The following is a 22653-nucleotide window of genomic DNA, read 5'->3' as shown; positions in this document are numbered from 1 at the left end:
GCAAGAGCGGTTTCATAATAGCAGTCGCAATCTTGGCCGCAAGCTTGGCCGCAATCTTGGCCGCAAGCTTGGCCGCAAGCTAAACGTCGCCCGTTCCGGTGCCGCGAGGGCACCTTGAATCAGCTCTCGCCGTCTGGATACTTTGAGGTTCCCGTGGCGTCCGGGAGGCTTCGGAATCTGTGTGCTGCGCGAATGACCGTCACGGCGGAAGGCCCCTCAACCGGCATGAGGAAACACGGCATTCCTGAAGCCTGCCTGGATTTCGCATGGAGTGAGCCTCTTATTCCGATACGCGAGTGGCTTGTCCGAAGTTGCATATTGCCCCAGAATAACGAGGCGGAATATGGGTTCGGCCACGCTGACCGCTCCCTACCGTACTCGCCTATTGATCTGCGAGGCACCTCCGAACACGATAGACTCGCCAACTGTGGCGTGTGGGCGCACCGGCATGTGTTGAAAGAATACAGGAGTTCATTCTTGATGGCTTTCCGTAAATCTGGAATGTCGAGAGCAAATGGGTCGTTGAACCGGGAAGCTACACCCTATGCGCCGGAGGCTCGTCGGAAGCGAGTCTCAAGACGAGCTTCCGGCTGAACCAGAGATCGATTTGACCCTCTTCAACGAAAGCTATTGCCCATCAGGATCAACACGGAGAATCTGGTTCAGAGGAGCTTGCTTTGCCGCTGGCAATTGAATGCCCAGGATCTTCGCAATGGTGGGCGCGACTTGGAGGTTTGGGATTGAGCCAAGGGTGACCCCAGGCCTGATCGCCGCACCCGATGCGATGAACAGTGCCTGCATATCCGATAACGAATTCAGATAGCCATGCTGTCCGCGGGGCGGGTTGGTCCGCACCAGATCTCCGGTCGTGTCGTCGCCGAAGGCGAAGTCGGCTGCTGCTGCAAGATAGAGTTGCGGCGCCTGCTCGGTATCGGATTCATCGGGTAGACCCAAAGCAAGAGCTTCACGGTTCGTGTAGACGTGGGCGATTCCAGGCACATTGGAAAAATAGGCTTTCAACTTCGGCACCAACTTCACCCGCAGCTTTGGATCGAGGATATATAGCGAGGCCGCGCCACCTTCCGCCTTCACCCAAACACTTCCCTTGTACTTTCCGCCCTCCAAGTGAAGCAACCCTTGCTGCACGAGAGCAACGTTTGGGCTGATTGTGTGCGTGTAGGTTGCGAATCCATGATCGGAGAGGATGAAGAAGGTCGTCTGATCGCGGATGCCGGCAGAGCGCACGGCATCGACGACGCGTGCCACGCACTGGTCGGCATACGCATACGCGGCATAGGCAGCCGGGGTCAAAGGCCCATACTGATGCTGCAGCGAGTCAGTCTCCAAGAGATGCACGAGGGTAAGGTTCGGTTGATGCTTCTCGATGATGTCGACCGCGGCATCGGTCCAGATCTCATCGCGCCACGCAGGTGTGCTCTTCTCTCCAAACTGCTCAATCTGCTCCCGCGTTGCGATGTGATCGGCAATCAGCTCCTGCGGAATCTCCCCGTTAACATCGGGCTTTTCACCAAACTGCCAACGCACTCCGTTCGCCCCGTAGATGGCGACCCAATCGACCTGGCCCGTCGTCAGCCCTTTGCGATCTGCCGCTTCATACAGCGTCTCCGCATGGACCAGTTTGTCCTTGTCGGTCCACGGTTCGATCTCCGGCGCACTTCCATCTGCTGGAAGGATGATGAGACCATTCGCTATGACGTGATGCTGGCTGGCGTTGACTCCGGTGAGGATGGCCGTGTGATTCGGCCACGTGACGGTAGGGTTGATCGGCTGCATTCCCGAAGCTACAGCACCTGAGGCGGCCAGCGCTCTCAGAGTGGGCATCGGCAGGCGCGGGTCTTGGAGCGCGCGCGCCGGAAATCCGTCGATGGTAATCACCACCACGTGAGGCGCGTTCGGTGAAGAAGGCTGTGCTGCGAAACAAATGGTTGCGCTGATCGATAGAAGGGCGCTCGCCAACAGCCGCCCGGAAGATTGAATCAAGATCGTCCCTTCCCTTGTCTTGCCTGAAAAAACTTTCTTGAGTCTCCATGCAGGTTCAGAGTAAATCGGCGGACTGCCCCATAGAACGGGACAGCCCGCCACCCACAATTAGAACAGCAGCTTCAGGCCGAACTGAATCTGCCTTGGAGAGTTTGCCTGTGACGTAATCTCACCAAAGGTCGAATCCGTCACGCCGGTATCTGGCGAGCCGAACTGAACATGGTTGAACGCGTTGAACATCTCGGCGCGGAACTGCAGCTTCAGCCGCTCGACCGTCTCGAACTCCTTGAAGAGCGAGAGGTCTGTGCTGTCGAGGCTCGGCGAACGCAGGTTGTCGTAGTAGGCCGGCCCGTTGCCCAGTGTGAACGGCGCTGGCTGGCTGAAATTGGCTGTCTTGAAGTATGCGTTCAGGCGCTTGTGGATGTCGCCTGAGAGCGAGGCATTCTGGAAGTTGGTGTTGGCATACAGCGTCTGAAAGTCGAAGCTGGAGAGAGAGTTGCTTGCGCTGATCTGAAGGGGCGTGCCTCCCTGCAACGTCGTGATGCCGTTGATCTGCCATCCGCCCACTGCGAGGTCTTCCCAGCGCGACATGTTGGAAGCGAAGCGCTGTCCACGTCCGATGGGCAACTGGTAGATATAGCTGCCCACGAAGCGCTGGTGAACATCTTGCGAACTGACCGCGAAGTCCTTCATCGGGGCAAAGCTGTCCTGATGGTTGGTTCCGTTGTCGAAGTTCTTCGCCAGCACGTAGGACGCTTGCACCTGTAGACCCTGGTTGAAGCGCTTGTTCACGCGTACCTGCAGAGCGTCATACTGCGTGTTGCCTCCCGAAAGAAACAGCGGCAGCATGCTCGTGAACTGCGGGTACTGGCGGAGCAACTGACCGCGCGTTGTGGTTGGCTGGCTGAGGGCACCCGTGGTGATAAAGCCATAGAACGGATTGGCTACGGAAGCCTCAAGCTGGGACCCCAGCGAGAGGTCCGCAGTCGGCAGTTGATCGAAGTCGATGCCACCCTCGCGGCTCTGTTGCTGCTTGCGCCCACGGTTGCCGACGTAAGCGACCTCCAGCGTCGTATCGCGCGAAAGCGTGTGCTGCACATCGAGGTCCCACTGCACAGCGTATGGCGTTGGCGTGTTGCGGATCGCACCTTCGATCTGCCCGCCAACTCCGGTCAGCAACCCGGCGGCTGCGCCTGGAGGTGGCTGAAAGCCATTCGGGAATGGGTTGTCGAGAGTGTTGAACGGCGTGATGCCATCAAGCGTGCTCACCCATGAGTTCTGTACACGGAACCCATAAGGCCCGACGGTTCCAGCAGCAGCCTGCGCCGACGGCCCGTAGACCACTGCAGCGCCGCCATGGACGACAGTGCTTGGAAGTGCAGCGTAGGAGAAGCCCAGGCGAGGCGCGAAGTTGTTCGTGTCCGCACGGTACTGGTAGCGGCTGTGCCCGTCGGTTCCGACGAAGACCAGGCCGCCGCTGAGTCCAGGAACTTCAGCAGAGAGCGGCGACAGAGCGCTCGGGTCGAAGTAGTTCATGCGGTTATAGCGCTCGGTGCGGGGGGTGTCGAGGTCGTAACGCACACCGAGATTGAGAGTCAGCTTGTGCGTAACGCGCCAGTCGTCCTGCAGATACTCCGCGAAGTAATAGCTCTGCGACGCGTCATTCTTGTACGACTGGATGAGGTCTCCCGTTCCTGTGCCGAGCAGCATCGACGCGATGCCGTTGCCGGTATTCGCGCTGGCTGCATTCGGGTCTGGCCCCTGCGAGAAGTTTGTGCCGAAGCTGAAGTTACCCGACGCATCGGCGCTCTCATGATCGTTGACCCGGATCAGACGGCCGTCGAAGCCGATCTTGAACGTGTGCTTGCCACGCACCATCGTCAGCGAAGACAGCAGGCTGTACGTCATAAAGGCATTGTGGCGATCGCCGTTGTTGCCAAGCCCTGTATAGCCCGCGGGCGAAAACACGGGGAAGGTCGGAGTTCCGCCCGCGGCATCCAGAGTGCCCGGCAGTCCCAGCGTTGAGGCCTGGAACCCAAGGCTCGTGTTCAGGTAGTTGTAGAGAGTTCGCGAAAAGCCAAGCCGCGTATCCAGCAGCGTCCTGTCGTTGATCGTCATGGTATGACCGAACGTGAAGCCGCGTGCGTAGTCCTCGCCGTTGATCAAGCCTTCCGCGACCGCGTCCTGCGCCGGAAAAAGGGCGTTCGGTGCCGAACTGTAGTAGCGGTTCGAGTAGCGTGCGAAGATCTTCTGCTTCGGCGTAAGGTTGTGGTCCACGCGCACGTCCCACGCGGTCGTCTGGGTGATCGTGCTGCCGTTGGCAAAGTAGTTGTTGGCGTTGGTGATCGAGTTGCCCACCGTGTTGGGCTCGGGATAGTAAGCGAGTGCCTTCAGCGCAACGGCACTCAGAAGATTGGCAGGGATCTTGTTGTTCGGAAAGGGATCACGGATGTAGCCCGAGCCATTCGGGTTCGCGCGTGTCGAAAATGGGTTGTAGATGGTAATCAGTTGTCCATTCGCGCCAAAGGTCTGCGAGAAATCTCCCTCCCGCTGCAGGTCCGTGGGCACGGTCGCTGTGAGCGACTGGAACGCGTTCTGGCGGAGCAACTCGGTCGAGAGCAGGAAGAAGGTCTTGTCCTTGATGATGGGGCCGGTGAGGATGCCGCCGAACTGGTTGCGATGGAAGGCGGGCAGTGGCTTGTCATGCAGCTTCGAGAAGTAGTCGTCGGAGTCCAGGTCGTTGTTGCGCAGGAACTCGAACAGTGTCCCGTGGAACTGGTTGGCTCCGGCCTTGAAGACGACGTTGACGATGCCACCGGCCGTGCGCCCATACTCCGCGGAGTAGTTCTGCGCCAGGACGCGGTACTCGCCGATCGCGTCGATCGACGGAAACACACCAATGCCCGAGTTTCCATTCACCGTCGGGAAGCCGGCTGGACTACCATCGACCAGCACGTCCGTGTAGCCCTGTCGCGTGCCGTTAATCGAAAAGCTGTTCGAGTTGTAGTCATCTCCGGTCGATCCCGCAAACCCCGGCACCAGCGTCACAAGCTGATAGGGATTGCGAGCGTTCAACGGTAGCTGCCGAAGCGATGCTCCATTCACCTCGTCGCTCACCTGCGACGACTCCGTATCCAGACCGGTAACGTCGGACGTCACCGTGACCGCCTGTTGAACGTCGCCCACGTTCAGGATCACATCCTGGTTCGCGTGCTGGTTCAGGTCCAGCCGGATTCCATCCTGTTTGTAGCTGTTGAAGCCCGGCGCGAAGATGCTCAGGGTATACGTTCCGGGCTGCAACTTGAGCAGCACGTACTCACCCTGATCATCGGTGGTCGCATCGGTATGTTGGTTGGTCGCCGTGTTGGTGGCAACGGCATTGGCGCCCTTCACCACGGCCCCACGGCTGTCTTTCACTTCGCCAAACAGACTTGCGCCCGTGTCCTGGGCAAACCCTGCGCGGCACAATGCCAGCATCAAAAGCATGCCGACCCATCGCCCTGTCCTTAGATTCCTGATCTTCATCGAACCAAAACCCCCGCTAGCCAAAATGTGCGTCTCTCGTTCTCAAGTTTGGAAAGTTGGCGGGAGCGCGACATCACCTACCCGCCTCGCTGAAGCTAGAGGAGGCGCTGACGAGAAGTTCAGTGATTTCTCCGAGATTTGCGGTGGATTTACGGTCCGCGCAGGAAGCAAAGGGAGTTCAGCAAGCGCAGACGACCCGCATTGGCGGGGGTGAAACCAGGTGATTCACACGTTTGTAATCATTTGAAAGCTAAAGTCGAACCAGGGGAGAGTGTGAGCACCGAGGCAGCAGGCCGATTCTTGATGGATGATCCGAGTCTTGACGGGGTTGAGGCGATTCCTTCTCACGAAGACCCGCGGGCACAGCTTGTTCAGCGAATACTCGCCACCCCGGAGTTCACCCGTTCACCGCAGCTCGCGAAGTTTCTCCTCTATATCTGTACCGCGACCTTCGAAGGCCGCGGAGACCTGCTCAGCGAGCAGCACATCGGCGTCGAGGTCTTCGGCCGTGAGCGCGACTACGACTCCGCCGCCGACACGATCGTTCGCTCCCACGCATTGCGTCTGCGCCGCCGCCTGGAGCAGTTCTTCCGCTCCGCAGGACAGCAGGAGCCGCTGCTCCTCATCATTCCGCGAGGTGGCTACACGCCGGTTTTTGTTCCCCGTTCGGAGTACGGCGGAGGCGAGCTTCTCGCGACTTCATCCCACGCCCAGCCAGCCAGCGCGATCACGGCGCCCGAATCGTCCCTGCTTGCCCCATCTGCTCTCGTCGCAGGCAGGTCTGAGGTCGATCGTCAGCCGCCGCCGTCTCGATCGGAGAACTTCGCCCCCAACCCGGAGGCCCCGAGGCGCATAGCCAGCGAACTCTTGCGTCACCGCGTCATCACCGGTCTGCTGGCTCTGCTTTGCATTGCCCTTGTTGTCTTCCTGGGTATTCATCTTCGCTCCCATTTCCCGAGCAAGCGCCATCACATTCTGTGGGGGCAGCTCTTTACCGACGACCAGCCCACCAGCATCGTCCTCGGAGACTCCGGCCTCGTTCTCTTCCATGCGGTCGCCAGGCGTCATGTCTCGCTGCACGACTACCTCAACGACGACGTAAGCGCACAGATGCCATACGTCCAGCATGTAGACCCGGACTTCGCGCGCTTCCTCCTGCATCGCAGGTACACCTCTACCGTGGACGCTAACGCGCTCACGCATCTACTGCGCCTGCCCGAAGCTTTTCCAGAACGCACTCTCGTCCGCTACAGCCGCGACATGCACCTGAACGACTTCAAGACAGGAAACGCCATCATGATCGGCGCCCAGGAGGCGGTGCCCTGGGTGGAGCTCTTTGAGAACCACATGGACTTCGTCTTCAGCATCGACAACCCGGAGACGCACTCCGTCTTCCTCAACCAGCATCCCGCCTCGGGCGAGTCGCCGGTTTACAGCTCCTACACGCCGTCGACGAAGACGAAAGCTTTCTCCGTCATCGCCTTCCTGCCGAACCTAAGTGGCACAGGAAATGTGTTGCTTTTGGAAGGGCTGTCGATGGTCGGGACCGAGGCGGCCGTCGATCTTGCGATGGATGACGATCGTCTCCTCCCCATCCTTACCAAGATCCGCAAGCCAAACGGCACTCTGCCCCACTTCGAGATGCTGCTTGAGTCCGATACTCTGGGCGAGAGCGCTGGGCCGGCACAAGTCGTCGCCGTCCATCTGCATCCGTGACGAGAGAAATCGCCTTGAACGGGCGTCGCCTTGCGGTATTTTCGGTGCCACTGTAAAAAGACCAACAATCCCATCGTAAAACGCCAGGCGGCGGATGGCGCAACCCGCCAGGCGCGGTCTTTGGCAACTACTCTGGGAGGTAATCCCTATGCAAACACGACGCGACTTTCTCAAACTTGCGACCCTGGTGACCGGTGCCGCCGGTCTAGGCGGCCTCTTCACCGAGACCGTGCAAAAGGCCTACGCGATTGAAGCGGCACCGGGCTCGACGTTCCTCGACGCAGAGCACGTCGTGATCCTGATGCAGGAGAACCGTTCCTTCGACCATGCCTTCGGCACCATGCGCGGAGTCCGGGGATTCAATGACCCGCGCGCTCTGCGCCAGCAGAATGGCAACTCCGTCTTCGTGCAGACGGATGCGGCGGGGAACTCTTTCGCTCCATGGCGGCTCGACATCAAAGACACCCGCATCACCTGGATGGGGTCGCTTCCCCACTCTCGTGAGAGCCAGGTCGACGCCTGGAACGAAGGCCTCCATGACGGTTGGTTGGACGCGAAGCGTTCCGGCGAAAAGGAGTATGCGCCCCTGCCCCTGACGATGGGTCACTACACCCGCGAGGACCTGCCCTTTTACTACGCACTCGCAGACGCCTTTACCCTCTGCGATCAGAACTACTGTTCCGTGATGACCAGCACCTCGCCTAACCGCAGTTACCTGTGGACCGGCACGATTCGTGAACACCAGAGTGTGGACGCGAAGGTCCATATACGCAACGAACAGATCGATGACGGCGGCATGACTTGGAAGACCTTTCCTGAGCGGCTGGAAGAGGCCGGAATCACCTGGAAGTCCTATCAGAACGAGCTCACTCGTTCGGGACTATCAGGGGAACATGACGCGTGGCTCTCCAACTTCGGCGACAACGTGCTCGAATGTTTCTCCGCATATAACGTTGAGGCGTACCCGGGTTTTGTCCTGGCCGCGAAACAGGAACTCAGTGAGATATCAGCCCGTACCGCGAAGCTCGAGAAGAGGCTCGCCGAACAGAAAGATCACGCGGCGGCGGCAAAGCTCGCCAAGGAACTCCAGGAGATGCGGAGTCGCGCCGATGCCATCCAGTCGACGCTTGCCGGAGCGGGCGAGGCGCGCTACCAGCAGCTCTCCGATCACCAGAAGGCCCTGCACAACGCGGCTTTTGTAACCAACGCGGCGGACCCGGACTACCAGACCCTGCACTCTCTGCCATACGAGGAACAGGGTCAACCTCGCAGCATGGAGGTTCCCAAAGGGGACGTTCTCTATAAATTCCGCAAGGACGTCAACGAGGACAAGCTGCCAGCCGTCTCATGGCTCACGGCCTCCGAGAGGTTCTCCGACCATCCAAGTTCGCCTTGGTTTGGCGCTTGGTATGTCTCCGAGGTGATGGACATCCTCACCAGCAATCCCGAGGTATGGAAGAAGACCATCTTCATCCTGACCTACGATGAGAATGACGGCTACTTCGATCACGCGCCGTCGTTCGTCGCCGCCGACCCGAAGCGCCCGCAAACCGGCGGCGCTTCATCGGGAATCGACACCGGTCTTGAGTACACCTACAAAGAAGATGAGTTGCGTATGGGAGTGGAAGATGCCGACGCCCGCTCCGGCCCCATCGGCATGGGCTTCCGTGTACCGATGATCATCGCCTCGCCCTGGAGTCGCGGCGGATGGGTCAACTCACAGGTGTTTGACCACACCTCGGTCCTTACCTTTCTTGAAGGTTTCGTCGAATCGAAGTTTGGCAAGAAAGTGCGCGAAGACAATGTCAGCGCGTGGCGCCGCACCGTCTCAGGCGATCTCACTTCCGCGTTCCGTCCCTACGATCCCAACGAGCCCTCCATGGAGTCGCTCGACCGGGACAAGTTCGTCGTCAGCATCGAGAAGGCGCGCTTCAAGGAGGTTCCGTCAAACTTCCAGAAGCTCACATCGGAGCAGATCGAAGAGATCAATCGCGCCCCTCTTCAATCCAGCTTCCTGGCGAAGCAGGAGAAGGGTATCCGGCCTGCATGCGCTCTCCCCTATGAGCTCTACGCGGAAGGGAATCTGACCGCAGACAACAAGCACTTCGAACTTCGCTTGACCGCCGCAACCGAGGTCCATGGCAGCCGGTCGGCCGGAGCTCCATTCAACGTCTACCTTCGCAACCTGAAAGACTCCCATCCCTCTGGACGCATGATCTCCTCGAGCTATGCGGTCAAGGCGGGCGACACGCTGAAGACGCAGATTCCGCTATCGCACTTCGGCGATACTGGCTATTCGATCGAGGTCGTCAGCGCCAATGGCTTCTACCGCTCTTTCCAAGGCCGCCCTACACCGCCGATTTTGGAATCCAAGGCAGAGCTTGAGCTGAATCGAAGGGCGCCCACAGGAAACCTGCAGATTCGTTTGAAGAACAGGTTCGAGAAGAAGATAAGCGTCACGATCGAAGACAACTCGTACAAGGCTGCACCCATCGCAAGAGACCTTCATCCAGGCCAGGATTTCACTGCTGTGCTCGATCTGAAGCGCACCCACGGCTGGTATGACTTCACCGTTAAGGCTGTGGGTTCGAGTGCAGAGGCGCGTTATGCAGGGCGTGTCGAGACCGGGAAGCCCACGTTCAGCGATCCGCTCATGGGCGGCACACTCGAGGCCTGATTCCTCCAGACTCTATCTCTCCGCGGGCTTCGACGCCACTGGGCTTGAAGTAGAATCGTGAAGTGCAGGTCAGGCTGTCTACGGACAGCTTGTTAAACGGGAAGCCGGTGCAAATCCGGCGCTGTCCCGCAGCGGTGATGGGAACGAAAGGTTGCATGGCGCGAGCCGGGCACTGTCTCTCTTGAGATGGGAAGCCGCAACATAGTAGGTCGCCCAGAGTCCGAATACCGTGCCTGCCGCCACCACCATGGAAGCGCTGATCCGCTCACCCTGGGTGCGCTTGAGGATACCGTTCTCGTGGATTGGACCGGTGACCAATGCAATCTCCGCGCGCAAGCGTGGATGATCTGCCTGCGCATGGGTGGTTCTCAAGTCTTAGGAGAGAACCAAGCTATGGCTATACCGGAATCGACATATCCATCAAAACTTAAAACGGCGAACCTGGGCTTTCCGCGCATGGGGCGCGAACGCGAACTGAAGTTTGCCCTGGAAGGCTACTGGAGCGGCAAGCGAACCGCAGAGGACCTTCTGAACGTTGCCAGAACGCTGCGCGCCGAACACTGGTGCCTTCAAAAGGCCGCCGGCATCGACTTCGTCCCTTCCAACGACTTCTCGCTCTATGACCATGTGCTCGATGCGCTCGTATTGATCGGGGCCACGCCTGAACGCTTTGGTGCTGGCCCGGTCACGCTCGACCGCTACTTCGCAATGGCACGCAACAGCCGCGAGCAGACCGCCATGGAAATGACCAAGTGGTTCGACACTAACTACCACTACCTGGTGCCGGAGTGGTCTGAAGGTCTCGCCTTCACGGTCGACCCCTCCAAACTGGTCGCTGAATTGCGCGAAGCTCGCGAGCTCGGCATCGAGACGCGGCCAGTCATCATCGGGCCTCTCACCTTGTTGTTGCTCGGGAAAGGCGTTCGCGGATTTGCCCCTCTGACTCTGCTTCCCCGTGTCATCTCGGCCTATCGCGAAGTATTCGCACAACTGGCGGCAGAAGACGTCGCATGGGTGCAGATCGATGAGCCGATACTAGCAACGGATCTTCCCGAGGGCGCGGCAGACGCTTTTCGGACGGCCTATGCCGCTTTGACGGAGACGCCGATCAAGCTGATGTTGACCACCTACTTCGATGCGATTGGAAGCAATCTTCCACTCGCCGTGGAACTCGGAACGGCTGGTATCCACATCGATCTGGTTCGCGCGCCGGAACAGCTGCAAACTGTCGCCGAATCTCTCAAGCCCAAACAAGTGCTGAGTGTCGGTTGCGTCGAAGGCCGCAATGTATGGTTGACGAACTTCGTCCATGCGACATCCTCCCTGTTGGCGGCGGTTGCGCTTCTCGGCGAAGACCGCGTGATCGTCGCGCCCTCTTCCTCGCTCCTCCATGTGCCTCACGACCTTCGCAGCGAAAGCAAGCTACCCAAGCGTCTCGCGGGATGGCTGCGCTTCGCAGAAGAGAAGCTCAGCGAGATCGTTGCGCTGGGAAGCTTCGACACCCACGCAATTGCTGCCAATGCCGAGGCCATCGCCGACCGCGAGGCAGCCGAAACGACTGTCAATCCCAAGGTTCGTTCGCAAATTGCTTCTCTTGAAGCAAAGGACTTTGCCCGCGCTGCCGTCTATGCAGACCGGACTCAGATTCAGCGAGCGGAGCTGGGTCTTCCACTCTTCCCGACAACGACGATCGGCTCGTTTCCTCAGACCGCTGAGGTGCGCAAGCATCGTGCCGCACACAAGCATGGGCACGAGACAACCGAGCAGTACGAAGCCTACCTCCGCTCTTCGATTGAGGACTGCATTCGTCAGCAGGAAACAATCGGTCTGGATGTATTGGTACACGGAGAGTTCGAGCGCAACGACATGGTCGAATACTTCGCGGAGTTCCTCGACGGCTTTGCCTTCACGGAAAACGGCTGGGTTCAGAGCTACGGCTCGCGCTGCGTGAAGCCGCCCGTGATCTATGGCGACGTGGCGCGTCCGCGGTCGATGACGGTGAAGTGGACCGAGTATGCGCGATCGCTGACGAGCCGTCCGATGAAGGGCATGCTCACCGGCCCAATCACCATTCTGCAATGGTCGTTTGTCCGGAACGATATCCCGCGTAAGGACACGGCCTGGCAGATTGCTCTCGCACTTCGCGACGAGGTTCGCGATCTCGAGGCTGCGGGCATTCGCATCATCCAGGTAGATGAACCGGCGCTGCGCGAAGGCCTGCCGCTTCGCCGTGCCAACTGGCACGCCTATCTTGAATGGGCCGTGATGGCCTTCAGGCTGGCCACCAGCAGCGTCTGCAATGGAACGCAGATTCATACGCATATGTGCTACTGCGAGTTCGACGACATTCTGCCGGCGATCGCGGCCCTGGATGCTGATGTCATCTCGATGGAGACGGCGCGCTCGCAGATGGAGTTGCTCGAGGCCTTCCGCGCTCATGGTTACCCAAACGAAATCGGACCTGGGGTGTATGACATTCACTCGCCCCGCGTGCCCGATACAAGCGAGATGAAGAAGCTGCTTGACCTTGCACTTCAGGTCCTCAAACCGGAACAGATTTGGGTGAATCCGGATTGTGGTTTGAAGACCAGAACATGGCCAGAGACAGTAGCTGCCCTCACCAACATGTGCCACGCTGCAGCGCAGTTGCGTGCATCCAGCGTCGGGGTATAGCTATCTCCAAAGGTCAGTGGCTCCCGTACGGGGTCACTGACCATTTCTTTGACTCAGGAACGCGGTCTCATTCCTGAGCAGGATGGTGGATTTATTCTTTAAGAATCTGAACCTTGCGTCGAAAGCCATTCGCGTGATGCACGAAGTTCAATGGGATTGAGGTCGAAGAGCCAAGTGGGAAGTGCTAACGCATTGCTGGAGGAATCTCTGCAGCGAGAGTCCGCCGGCCGTTCACCCGCATGGCATGCTCTCCCAGCGAGCTTTCGCCAACTCGCAGCGCAAACCATCGGGTCGGTGCTCCTCGAGACGGCGAAGCCGGACGGAGACTTTGACAAGAGTCTGCTCTTCCTGGAACCAACCTCGGAGCTGATCGCATGGACCGTCCACGATCTCGATAGGCTCTTCGCGGACCTTGAGCATCATCTGGCCGACGGCCTCTTTGTGGCGGGCTGGTTCAGCTATGAGTGTGGCGAACATTTCGTCGGGCTGCCTCCAAAGCAAGATGCGGCTCTTGCGCGACAAGAGCCGATCGCGCGTCTGGGAGTCTTCAGCGCCCCGATTGAATTTGATCACTCAAGCGGCGTTATCAGAGGCGCACTCCCGGCCGCCAAGAGCATTGCCAGTGTCCAGCAGGATCAGGCCGACATCCTTACAGGTGGCTTGACCATTGCCAGAAAGGACTACGACGCGGCCATTCAAAAGATCCATCATTACCTGCAGGAAGGCGACACCTATCAGATTAACTTCACGGACAACGTGCGGGGCTGCACCGCATCTGAACCACTCGCTCTCTACAAAACTCTGCTGAAGCAGCAGCCTGTTCCCTTCGCCGCCTTCCTCAACGAGCCTGATGGCCCTGTTCTCTCCTTCTCACCAGAGCTCTTCTTTCGCACCCATCGCGGTCGCATCGAAGTTCGTCCGATGAAGGGAACATGGCGGCGAGGTCGCGATCTCAAAGAGGATGAAGCTGCGGTGCTTCATCTGCGAACGGATGAGAAGAATCGCAGCGAGCATGTGATGATCGTGGACCTGCTCCGCAACGACCTGGGCCGCATCTGCCAGTACGGATCGGTCAAAGTCGACAAGCTCTTCCACGTCGAGCGTTACAAGACGCTGCTTCAGATGACCTCTACCTGCTCGGGAGTGCTTCGCGACGACGTCTCGCCTTCGCAGATCTTCGCAACCATGTTCCCATCCGGCTCGATAACGGGAGCGCCGAAGCGGCGGGCCATGGAGATCATCCACGAGTTGGAGCGCCAACCTCGCGGGGTTTACACCGGGGCGATCGGATACTTCGGTCCAAGGGGCGAATCCTGTTTCAACGTCGCGATCCGCTCCTTGAAGCTTCGAGGCGATCAGTTGACGATGGGTGTCGGAGGTGGAATTACTGCCGGCTCCAAAGCTGAAGAAGAGTTCGAGGAATGCAATTTGAAGGCTGCGTTTCTCACCAGGCGGCAGCCACCCTTCTCCCTGATCGAAACCATGCGTTGCGACGCCGGCATTCCACTTCTCGCGCTTCATATGGAGAGGCTTTCCAGTTCAGCCAGATACTTTGGCATCGAATACGACAGAACTCAACTGCGGACCGAGTTGGCGGTAGCTGCTGAGAGCTGTGGAAGCGTCGAAAGCCGGGTACGAATCGAACTCGACGGGAATGGAGATTGGGAGATCGATGCCACTCCGTTGAGCCACGCTCCATGGCGCGGCCGACTGCTCGTGGCAACGGAACGGACGCGCTCAACCGACGTGTTTCTGCGTCACAAGACCACGAACCGAGGTCTTTATGATGGCCCTCTCGCGGAGGCACGGAAGAACGGGTTCGATGAACTTCTCTTCCTCAACGAAGAGGAGTGCCTGACAGAGGGAGCCATCAGCAATCTCTTCCTACGTAGAGGCAACAAATGGATCACACCCTCCCTCGATTGCGGAGTCCTTCCCGGCATCAAACGCAGGCAATTACTCAAAGACCTCCCTGGTGTTGAAGAGGGATTGCTGCAGCTCCAGGATCTAGAGATCGCCGACGAGATCTTCCTGTGTAATTCGCTGCGGGGAGTTCGCTCTGTCTCCTCGATCGAGCGTGTCGATGGAGTCGTAGTCTGGCAAAAGCAGATCCCGCATCTCGCCGGTCATTGAAGAGCGGGCCGTGAGATATATAAAGGTGAGGCGGCAACTCACAGCTTCAGACCCTGTGGAAAGCTGTGACCCAATCGAGGTGGCTCTCGCGATGAAAGCGGCCTTCTACTTCCTTTTAGGTCTTTCCGCGACAGCCTTTGGGCAAGCCAATCAAGGCGAATTGCAGCTCACGATTACCGGCCCGGCGGAGTCGCAGTGAAGGCACCTATTCGCATCGTGAGTAAAAGCAATCACTACGCCAATACCATCACAGCATCTGCCGTTCGGCCTCTATCGCGTGGAGATCGGGCAGGCGGGGTTTGAGCCGCTGTGGCATGACTTCGAGATCCAATCCTCCATCTCCTTGCGTGAAGACATAAGGCTGAAGATCTCCTCGCTACAACAATCCGTCAACGTGATCACCGAAGACACATTGCTCGATACCGATCAGGCTGGGTCGGTCAACCAGATCGGCAACGGAGACATTGAGAGCCGGCTGGGCTCTACGGTCAACGACGCTGATGTCATCTCGGTCGAGATCGTTGAAGCCGCCAGGGATAGCCTTGTGATCGGTCAGGCCTGAGATATTGCCGCATACGACAGATACCGCCTCAAACTCTACGACAAATAAGTCTTCACGCTACAGGAAAGGGTGGAACGATAAAACCGTCCCACCCTTCCCGCAGTCCTTGGAAATCGACAGAGAACGTCGATTCCCACATTACGCACCGCACGACGACTACGACGCACTATGATGACAGAACCGCTTTGCAGATCCAGCGACAATTTAGCTTTGCAGCAACAAGTGAAGCTCCCGGAAAGTCGTGTTATCGGAAATCATGCGCGTCAAGGCCGACGAGCCACTTCTCAATCAGTCTCGCGCACTCTTCCGGTGCTTCCTCGACCAGCAGATGACCCATCGCAGCCAATGTCACGCGCTCGCTCACTAAAAGACGATCCTCCAACTTCGCCGCACTGGCGATCGGGACAACGGGGTCTTCCTCTCCCCAGATCAGAAGAGTTGGAGTGGCTATCGCGGAATTTTCCAGCACTTCGCGCAAACCATCCATGTCCCCGTCCCATGTTTGCAGTATTTCAAGCACTCGGCGTAGAGTGTTGCGATTGCGCAACACCGTGAGATGAGGCCGCAGTTGCCGCATCCTGATTCGGCTCTTCGATCCTGCAGCCTGGTTGTAAGCGCGTAGAATCATTCAGCTCGGAGCAACCGGAATACTCAATGCGAGCATGCGGCCAGGCTGTCGGAGATAGAAGTTCACGACGCGGCTTCTGTAGCCGCCAAAGGGATGCGCCGGAGCCAGCAGCACCAGACCCTTCAAAGCCATTGGAGCCGTCGCCGCGAGCCGCAAAGCGAGTGCCCCGCCATGTGAATGCCCGATCAGAACGGGTTGCACTAAACCAATAGTCTGCATGAATTCGTGGATCAACCCAGTGAGACTCGCCTGATGGACATCTACGCTCTTCTTGTCCGAGGAACTGGCCGAAAGGAGGTCGAGCGCTACAACTCGACGGTCAGTCGACAGCCCGGCGATTAGCTCCGCCAGCGTTTCAGCAGTAGCCAGCAACGCATCGAGCAATAGGATTGACGTTTCATATTGTCTTCCGGACGCTTCCCGCTCTATGTAGGCTACGCGGACACCGCTGACGACAATGTGGCGGTACTGGGGACTCATCACCGCCCCCTAGTCCGTAACAGATCCTGCATGCTCGCAAGCATAGCGAAAAGAGAGGTTCCTCGAAAGTCTGGGCGTTCTCGGCAAGTTCGGTTCTCTAGGCACCCGAACGGGTCGAAGTTGGCGATAATCCCGTTTCCAGGGAGGTTAGGTTTGTAGCTTGTTCATATGCCTTAGGATATTTGGTATGAAGAAACCTAAAGAGCCACCCAATGGCGATCCCCGTTCTGGCAAATTCAAACATTGGGACCTCTTCAGAGGCACGAACCACCCGTCGCCAGCGTTTGAGAAGACCCAGGAGCGGCGGACCAATGGGTTGTGCATTGCCTGCGGTAAGAATCCCTGCGAGTGCAAGAACCCCAAGCAGGTACGCTGAACCTTCCGCAAATGCCGTTCACGAGCTTAAACATTGATGGCCCCCGGGGGGGAGATAATCTCTCATGGTTAAACGGGTCTACGCCTCGATCGTGTCTTCTTTGGTTTTGTTAATTCCTGCTGCACACTGCCAATCCGTTCAACCCCGAATCGCCGCCGCGACCTTCGCTCTATTTAACTCCAAGTCAGGGACATCGCCGGTCCGAAGACTGGCGACCTCCCTGACTCAACTCTCTCTTAGAGCAGATCGCTGAACGGAGTCTCCGGGGTGATTCGCTTTGCCGAGAGCACACCTGTAAACGACGCGTAGACGTTTCCGCTCGTGTCGTAGGCATGCAGGGTGAAGGTGCCGCTATAGGAATCACCATCCCGGCTGAGCGTTATGTTCTCAATGAACTGCGCGCCTGCCTGGGGCGGTCCGACGGTACTCGGTGGCGCGGTGGGGTCGAAGACATTTCCTAGCCACGGAATATGGTTGAGAAGATACCGTCGTTCTCCAGTATGTTTCCAGACTCCTAGACAGAAGTTTCCGTCCTGAGCCGCGCGCGCGGAGTTCATGATCTCCGTTCCGTCGCTGTGCCAGACCACAACCGAGTTGTCGACGACCAATCCACCGGGAATGGGGGTGTTCTGGCTCCCCTGAGTTTGCGCCGTGAAGACGACGTGCCACATCCCGACGATTTGCGGTTCGTGGTCAAAGAAGTCTTCAAAGCCAGTTCTTATGAGGTGCGGACTGGGCGCTCCGTAAAGCGGGTGCCACGCTGCAGGTTTGATCGGTTTGCCTGGCAGACCGCACTGTGCCAGGGCGCCAGGTACAAGGGTAAGAGCCAGCAGCGCCGCGTTCATCCACTTCCAATGTGTTGTTTTCATTTGATTTCTCCTCCTCGGCTGAAGAGGCCGATTGAGGACGAAACTAGCGGCAGCGAACCAAAGCAGCAATGGAGTAAGGGTGAAGGCCGAGGTGAAGTTTTGGTGAACCACTAAGTCTTTTCCATCTGTAGATTTCCGTCGTATACCATAGATGTCTGCCAAGGCGAGGACAAGCGTGTCTAATCCTGCGTTCAGTCCGGAGACCAGTTCTGCGACCGCTCGTGGGCCCGATATGGTCTACGAGTTTTCGGAGTTTCGGCTGGACTGCGGTAGATTTGAGCTGCTGCGCAAGAGTCAACCGCTGCGACTGGAACGCAAGCCGATGGAGTTGCTGATCCTTCTGGTTTCAAGGGAGGGCCAGCTGGTGAGCCGGGCGGAGATCGCGGAGAGGCTCTGGTCCAGCGAAGTGTTCGTCGATACCGAACACGGGATCAATACGGCGATTCGAAAGCTGCGCCAGACACTAAGGGATGATCCGGCTGAGCCGAAGTTCATTCAGACGGTGACGGGAGTTGGCTACCGTTTCATCGCTCCGGTCCTTATCCAGTCGCAGGTTATTCAGCCGCGGGTCCCAGAGCTTCCCAGAGGCGAGCTGGAAACCTCCCCGATCGTTCAACCTGCGCCAATTCATGCGCCGGCGCGCACCCATGCGCATCGGGTTTTGTGGCTCGCGGCTGCCTCTGCACTCGTGCTGCTGTTCACGTTGTTGCTGGCGAGACATCGGTTGAACAGCACGGCCCCAGTCATCAGGTCGCTTGCCGTGCTTCCTCTCGACAATCTCTCTGGCGACACCAGCCAGGAATATCTCGCCGCCGGCATGACAGACGAACTGACCACCATGATCGCCCGCAACTCGACCCTCCGGATCACCTCGCGCACATCGGTGATGCAGTATAAGGGGGCCCATCGTCCGCTCTCCGAGATCGCCCGGGAACTCGGAGTCGAGGGCATCGTGGAGGGTTCCATTGCGCGCAAGGGCGACCAAGTCCACATGACCTTGCAACTGATTCGTGCCGACACCGATTCCCACATCTGGGCCCAAAGCTTCAATCGGGATACAAGCGACACGGCGCTTGCCGGGGAAGCCGCTCAGGAGATCGCCAAACAATTAGATAGTGCGACGCCTGTTGCCATGACTCAGCGCTATGTCAATCCCGCGGCGCACGATGCTTATCTTCGCGGTAAGTACTTGTGGTACAGCGACAGAGAGCTTGAATCCGAGCCGTATTTCCAGAAAGCCACGGAGATTCAGCCCGACTACGCGGCGGCCTGGGCAGGCCTGGCGAACTATTACGGCAAAGCTGTCGTGGCCGGCGAAGTTGACCCCCGCGTTGCACTTCCTTTAGAAGAAGAAGCCTCTGCACGTGCAATCGCGCTCGATTCGAATCTTGCCGAAGCGCACGGAGCTATGGCCGCCACATATCTCATCGCCCGATGGAACCCCGCGGATGCGGACCGCGAAATCCTTCGGGCCATCAGTCTCGACCCAAGCAACGGCGAATTTTACGCGTTCCGGGCCGATGTAATGCTTGTTGAGGATCGACGCTCCGAAACCATTGAGTTAGCTAAGAAGGCAATCGAAATGGCGCCGCTTGAACACGCCCCTTGGCTCGGATGGATTTTTATGGACCACCGCGAATACGATGAAGCTCTCGATGACCTGAAGATTCGCCTCGAAGCCGCACCTTTCAATCCCACGCTTCTGTATTGCCGTATGGAATGCTTGCGCCGCAAGAGAAGCTATAGGGACGCAGCAGACGCTGCGGCGAAGTTATTTTCTGCTTTTGACGACCCGCGTGACGCATCCTTAATTCGCACCGCCTTCGCCAGAGGCGGATGGCCTGCGGTCGTCCGCTGGCAGTTGGCCTTCTACTCTGCTCGACAACAAAAGGAGTATGTCTCGCCCGTGGCGCTGGCAACCTACCACGCTGAACTCGGCGAGAAGGAACCCACGCTCTCAATGCTTGAAGAGGCATTTCGCCTGCACGATTTTGGGCTCCTTATGATCGCCACGGATCCCGCATTCGATTTTCTGCAGAGTGAACCACGTTTCCAGTCCCTTGTGCAGAAGATCGGGTTGCCTGTGACTTCCATCGCAAGTCGCACCGTGACCCGGCGGCCAATCGATTCTGACTTAACCGCCAGGAAGATCGACAGCAAATAAGCTCAACCGACGCAACAGACCGAGTCGCTCATTGACCAGTTCGCTCCCACGAAAACGGCGTTATGGGAAACCGGATCGGCTCGGTCGGCCGTTGCTGACGTAGTTTCTCAAAACCCCGACGACTGAGATGGTCCGCCGCTTGAACTCCACACACAGTGTGGAGGATCTTGAAGGCAGGTTCAAGGAGGACCATCGACATGCAGATTCGCTCAGTTGGCATTGACCTTGGCAAGACGACCTTTCACCTCGTAGCTCTCGGCGATAGCGGCAAGATCCTGTTGAGGAAGAAGTTCTCTCAGAAGCAGCTGATTATCTTCACTGCCAACATGCAGACCGCTTTGATTGGATGGAGGCGTGTTCCGGAGCGCACTTCCTGGGACGGACTCTTCGTGAACAAGGCCATGACGTGAAGCTCATTCCGGCGCAGTTTGTGAAGCCCTTCGTGAAGTCGAACAAGAACGACTTCCTTGATGCGGAGGCGATCGCGGAGGCTGTTGATCGCCACAACATGCGTTTCGTTCCCATTAAGACATACGACCAGCTTGACCTTCAGGCGCTGCATCGTGTGCGTGAGCGATTGATCACACGGCGCACGTCGGTGATCAACCAGCTCCGCGCATTCCCGCTTGAGCGTGGCCTGGTCTTCGCTAAGAGTCCGGCGAAACTTCGAGAGCGGATACCACAGGTCCTGGAGAACGCTGAGCAAGACCTGACTCCACGGATGCGGAACCTGCTCGCTTTACTCTGGAACGAGTGGAAGAATCTTGAACAGCAGGTCGTCGATCTTAACCTTGAAGTGGAACAGATCGCCTCGAGCGACGCTGCCTGCATTCGTCTGCGCCAGATCCCCGGGATAGGACCCTTAATCGCAACAGCGATTGTGGCCGCGATCGGCAACGGTGCCGCGTTTCGTAAGGGACGAGGGTTCGCTGCTTGGATGGGACTTGTGCCGAAGCAGTACTCAACTGGCGGGAGAGCGAAGCTCTCTGGCATCAGTAAGCGGGGCAACCGCTATCTGCGCAGGATCCTGATCCACGGGGCACGGGTAGTCGTTCTGCGATGCAAGCGAGATCGACTGGCGATGGGTCCATGGATGACAGCGCTTGAAGCGAGAGCTCCACGCAATGTGCTGATCGTCGCGGCTGCGAACAAGCTGGCGCGGATCGCATGGGCAGTCCTCTCAACCGGCGAGGAATATCGCGGTGCAGCTGAGGCAATAGCTGCCTAAGCCGTTCCGCGTCACTTCAGGGCTACAATTTGAGTTTCCCACCGAGGCCTGCACCGGAACGAGCAGGATGAAAGAACAGTCAAAACGGCGGACCTGAAACCTGATCCCGCAAATGGCCATCACCGGCCGACCGACTTAGCAGGGCAGGTACGCGCGTATCTCATCATGGCCAGGAGACTCAACCTCCAACAAAGGCCGGATACATTGACGCAGACTTTCCTTCACCCTCAACTTTTCCCTTGCAGTCAGACGGCGGACCATACATTGCGGGAGTGTCAGCCCACTGCACCGCCGTCGAGCTTGCATGCCGATCGGCAAACGCACCTGTAACCCTCCTGTTAAGAACTAGGTATTACTTACTGTGGCACCCTCTACGGCACGCCCAGCAATTTCATCCTTCCGGTGGATGCGCCTTTCATAGCAACTTCCTAAGATCGCGTGAGCACAAAATATGCACCCACGCACGCCGCCAACGTGTACGCGGGCCACCCCGCCACATGATCGCGAACCTGCGCCTGCATGAATCCAAGGACATCTCCAATGAGCTTCAAGCTTCACCGCATCTCTGCCCCTCTCTTTGCCCTCCTCTTCACCGTTGGCGCGGTCGCCGCCCACTCGCAGGGTTGCATCCTCGCCCGTTCACCAGAGCAAGCTGGCCTTCCCACCGAACAGGGAGGCTATCTCCAGCCCGGCCACTGGCAGGTAACCATCGGCGAGCGCCATCAGTTCTCCTACCAGCACTATGTCGGCGACGTCTACCAGGAGTACCGCGCCCAGCAGGGAACGCAGGTTGAGAATCGCATTAACCTCGCGACCCTCGGCATCACCTACCAGGTCACGCCCCGCGTCAGCGTCAGTATGGACATCCCTGAGCTATGGGCCTCGCGCAAATCGCAGAGCTCACCCATCGAATACCAGGCCACCGGCGTCGGCGACATGATCGTCACCGTCAACTCCTGGATCCGAAATCCCTCGAAAGCTACCCGCTGGAACGCCTCCGTCGGCCTCGGCGCGTATCTCCCCACCGGCAACGACGACGTAAAGAACACCACCAGCTCCACCAACGCCACCACCGGCGTCACCACCACAACCACCGCGCCCGTCGACTACTCCATTCAGCCCGGCACCGGCGGTTGGGGAGGCGTCCTCAACTGGTCCGCTTACACCACCCTGCATCAAAACCTCACCCTCTACACCGACGGCAACTACATCGCCATGAACGGTGGCACCGACGGCGTGCAGCGCTCCACCAGCACCACCACGCCGCTCAACGACTTCAACTCCATCGCCGACCAGTACCTCCTCGAAGCCGGCCTCGCGTTCCCGATCTCCAAGGCTCCCGGCCTCACCGCCACCGTCGGGCCGCGCTGGGAAGGTGTGCCCGCCTACAACCTCTTCCCCGTAAGCAACGACGGCTTTCGCCGCCCCGGCTACGCAGTCACCCTCGGTCCTGGCCTCGAGTACACCCGCAGCGGAAACATCCTCTCCGCCGGCGTCTACAAGGCCGTCCGTCGCGACCGCACCGTCAGCTACCCCGACAGTGTCTACGGGACCCACGGCGACGCAGCCTTCGCACAGTACGTCTGGCTTGCCAGCTACACCCGCAGGTTCTAACTCATGC

12 protein-coding genes, 1 pseudogene and 1 riboswitch are annotated in these 22653 nt (G+C 58.5%); of the genes and pseudogenes, 8 read left to right on the top strand and 5 right to left on the bottom strand.

Annotation, left to right across the window (positions count from 1 at the left end; translation table 11 throughout):
- Positions 1-627 precede the first annotated feature (627 nt).
- A complete protein-coding gene (locus OHL18_RS20555; RefSeq protein WP_263376775.1) occupies positions 628-1977 on the bottom strand; it encodes an alkaline phosphatase family protein in 1350 nt (449 codons plus the stop codon).
- A 132-nt stretch (positions 1978-2109) separates the two neighbouring features.
- Positions 2110-5478, bottom strand: coding sequence for a TonB-dependent receptor (locus OHL18_RS20550; RefSeq protein ID WP_263376752.1), 3369 nt, complete (start codon positions 5476-5478; stop codon positions 2110-2112).
- 321 nt (positions 5479-5799) lie between these two features.
- Between OHL18_RS20550 and OHL18_RS20545 the strand changes: the two genes are divergently transcribed.
- The 5 genes from OHL18_RS20545 (at position 5800) to OHL18_RS20525 (ending at position 15287) form a co-directional block, all read left to right on the top strand.
- The gene (locus OHL18_RS20545; RefSeq protein WP_263376751.1) at positions 5800-7242 is read left to right on the top strand and encodes a hypothetical protein; all 1443 of its coding nucleotides are present in this window, start codon (positions 5800-5802) and stop codon (positions 7240-7242) included.
- A 148-nt stretch (positions 7243-7390) separates the two neighbouring features.
- Positions 7391-9919, top strand: coding sequence for a phosphocholine-specific phospholipase C (locus OHL18_RS20540; protein WP_263376750.1), 2529 nt, complete (start codon positions 7391-7393; stop codon positions 9917-9919).
- 49 nt (positions 9920-9968) lie between these two features.
- Positions 9969-10169, top strand: a riboswitch (cobalamin riboswitch).
- Between the two features lie 143 nt (positions 10170-10312).
- Positions 10313-12592 (top strand): 5-methyltetrahydropteroyltriglutamate--homocysteine S-methyltransferase, encoded by a 2280-nt coding sequence (gene metE, locus OHL18_RS20535; protein ID WP_263376749.1) that lies wholly within the window; start codon positions 10313-10315, stop codon positions 12590-12592.
- A gap of 174 nt (positions 12593-12766) precedes the next feature.
- A complete protein-coding gene (gene pabB / locus OHL18_RS20530) occupies positions 12767-14725 on the top strand; it encodes an aminodeoxychorismate synthase component I (protein ID WP_263376748.1) in 1959 nt (652 codons plus the stop codon).
- Positions 14726-15002: 277 nt separating this feature from the next.
- Positions 15003-15287: a hypothetical protein gene (locus OHL18_RS20525; RefSeq protein WP_263376747.1), complete on the top strand. Its 285-nt coding sequence runs from the start codon at positions 15003-15005 to the stop codon at positions 15285-15287.
- Between the two features lie 244 nt (positions 15288-15531).
- Here the strand turns inward: OHL18_RS20525 and OHL18_RS20520 are convergent, their stop codons facing one another.
- From OHL18_RS20520 to OHL18_RS20510, 3 genes are all read right to left on the bottom strand, one after another.
- Positions 15532-15864 carry an alpha/beta fold hydrolase gene (locus OHL18_RS20520; protein ID WP_263376746.1) on the bottom strand — a complete coding sequence of 111 codons (333 nt, stop codon included), beginning with the start codon at positions 15862-15864 and terminating at the stop codon, positions 15532-15534.
- Positions 15865-15915: 51 nt separating this feature from the next.
- Positions 15916-16395 carry an alpha/beta fold hydrolase gene (locus OHL18_RS20515; protein WP_263376745.1) on the bottom strand — a complete coding sequence of 160 codons (480 nt, stop codon included), beginning with the start codon at positions 16393-16395 and terminating at the stop codon, positions 15916-15918.
- Between the two features lie 612 nt (positions 16396-17007).
- Positions 17008-17640: a hypothetical protein gene (locus OHL18_RS20510; RefSeq protein WP_263376744.1), complete on the bottom strand. Its 633-nt coding sequence runs from the start codon at positions 17638-17640 to the stop codon at positions 17008-17010.
- A gap of 232 nt (positions 17641-17872) precedes the next feature.
- Between OHL18_RS20510 and OHL18_RS20505 the strand changes: the two genes are divergently transcribed.
- From OHL18_RS20505 to OHL18_RS20495, 3 genes and pseudogenes are all read left to right on the top strand, one after another.
- Positions 17873-19804: a winged helix-turn-helix domain-containing tetratricopeptide repeat protein gene (locus tag OHL18_RS20505; RefSeq protein WP_263376743.1), complete on the top strand. Its 1932-nt coding sequence runs from the start codon at positions 17873-17875 to the stop codon at positions 19802-19804.
- Positions 19805-20001: 197 nt separating this feature from the next.
- Positions 20002-21032: pseudogene (locus OHL18_RS20500) on the top strand (IS110 family transposase).
- A gap of 540 nt (positions 21033-21572) precedes the next feature.
- Positions 21573-22646 carry a hypothetical protein gene (locus OHL18_RS20495; RefSeq protein ID WP_263376742.1) on the top strand — a complete coding sequence of 358 codons (1074 nt, stop codon included), beginning with the start codon at positions 21573-21575 and terminating at the stop codon, positions 22644-22646.
- Positions 22647-22653 lie beyond the last annotated feature (7 nt).

Source organism: Granulicella aggregans (assembly GCF_025685565.1).
Lineage (GTDB): Bacteria > Acidobacteriota > Terriglobia > Terriglobales > Acidobacteriaceae > Edaphobacter > Edaphobacter aggregans_B.
The sequence above is the reverse complement of the archived record's forward strand: the minus strand, read 5'-3'. Positions and strand labels throughout refer to the sequence as shown.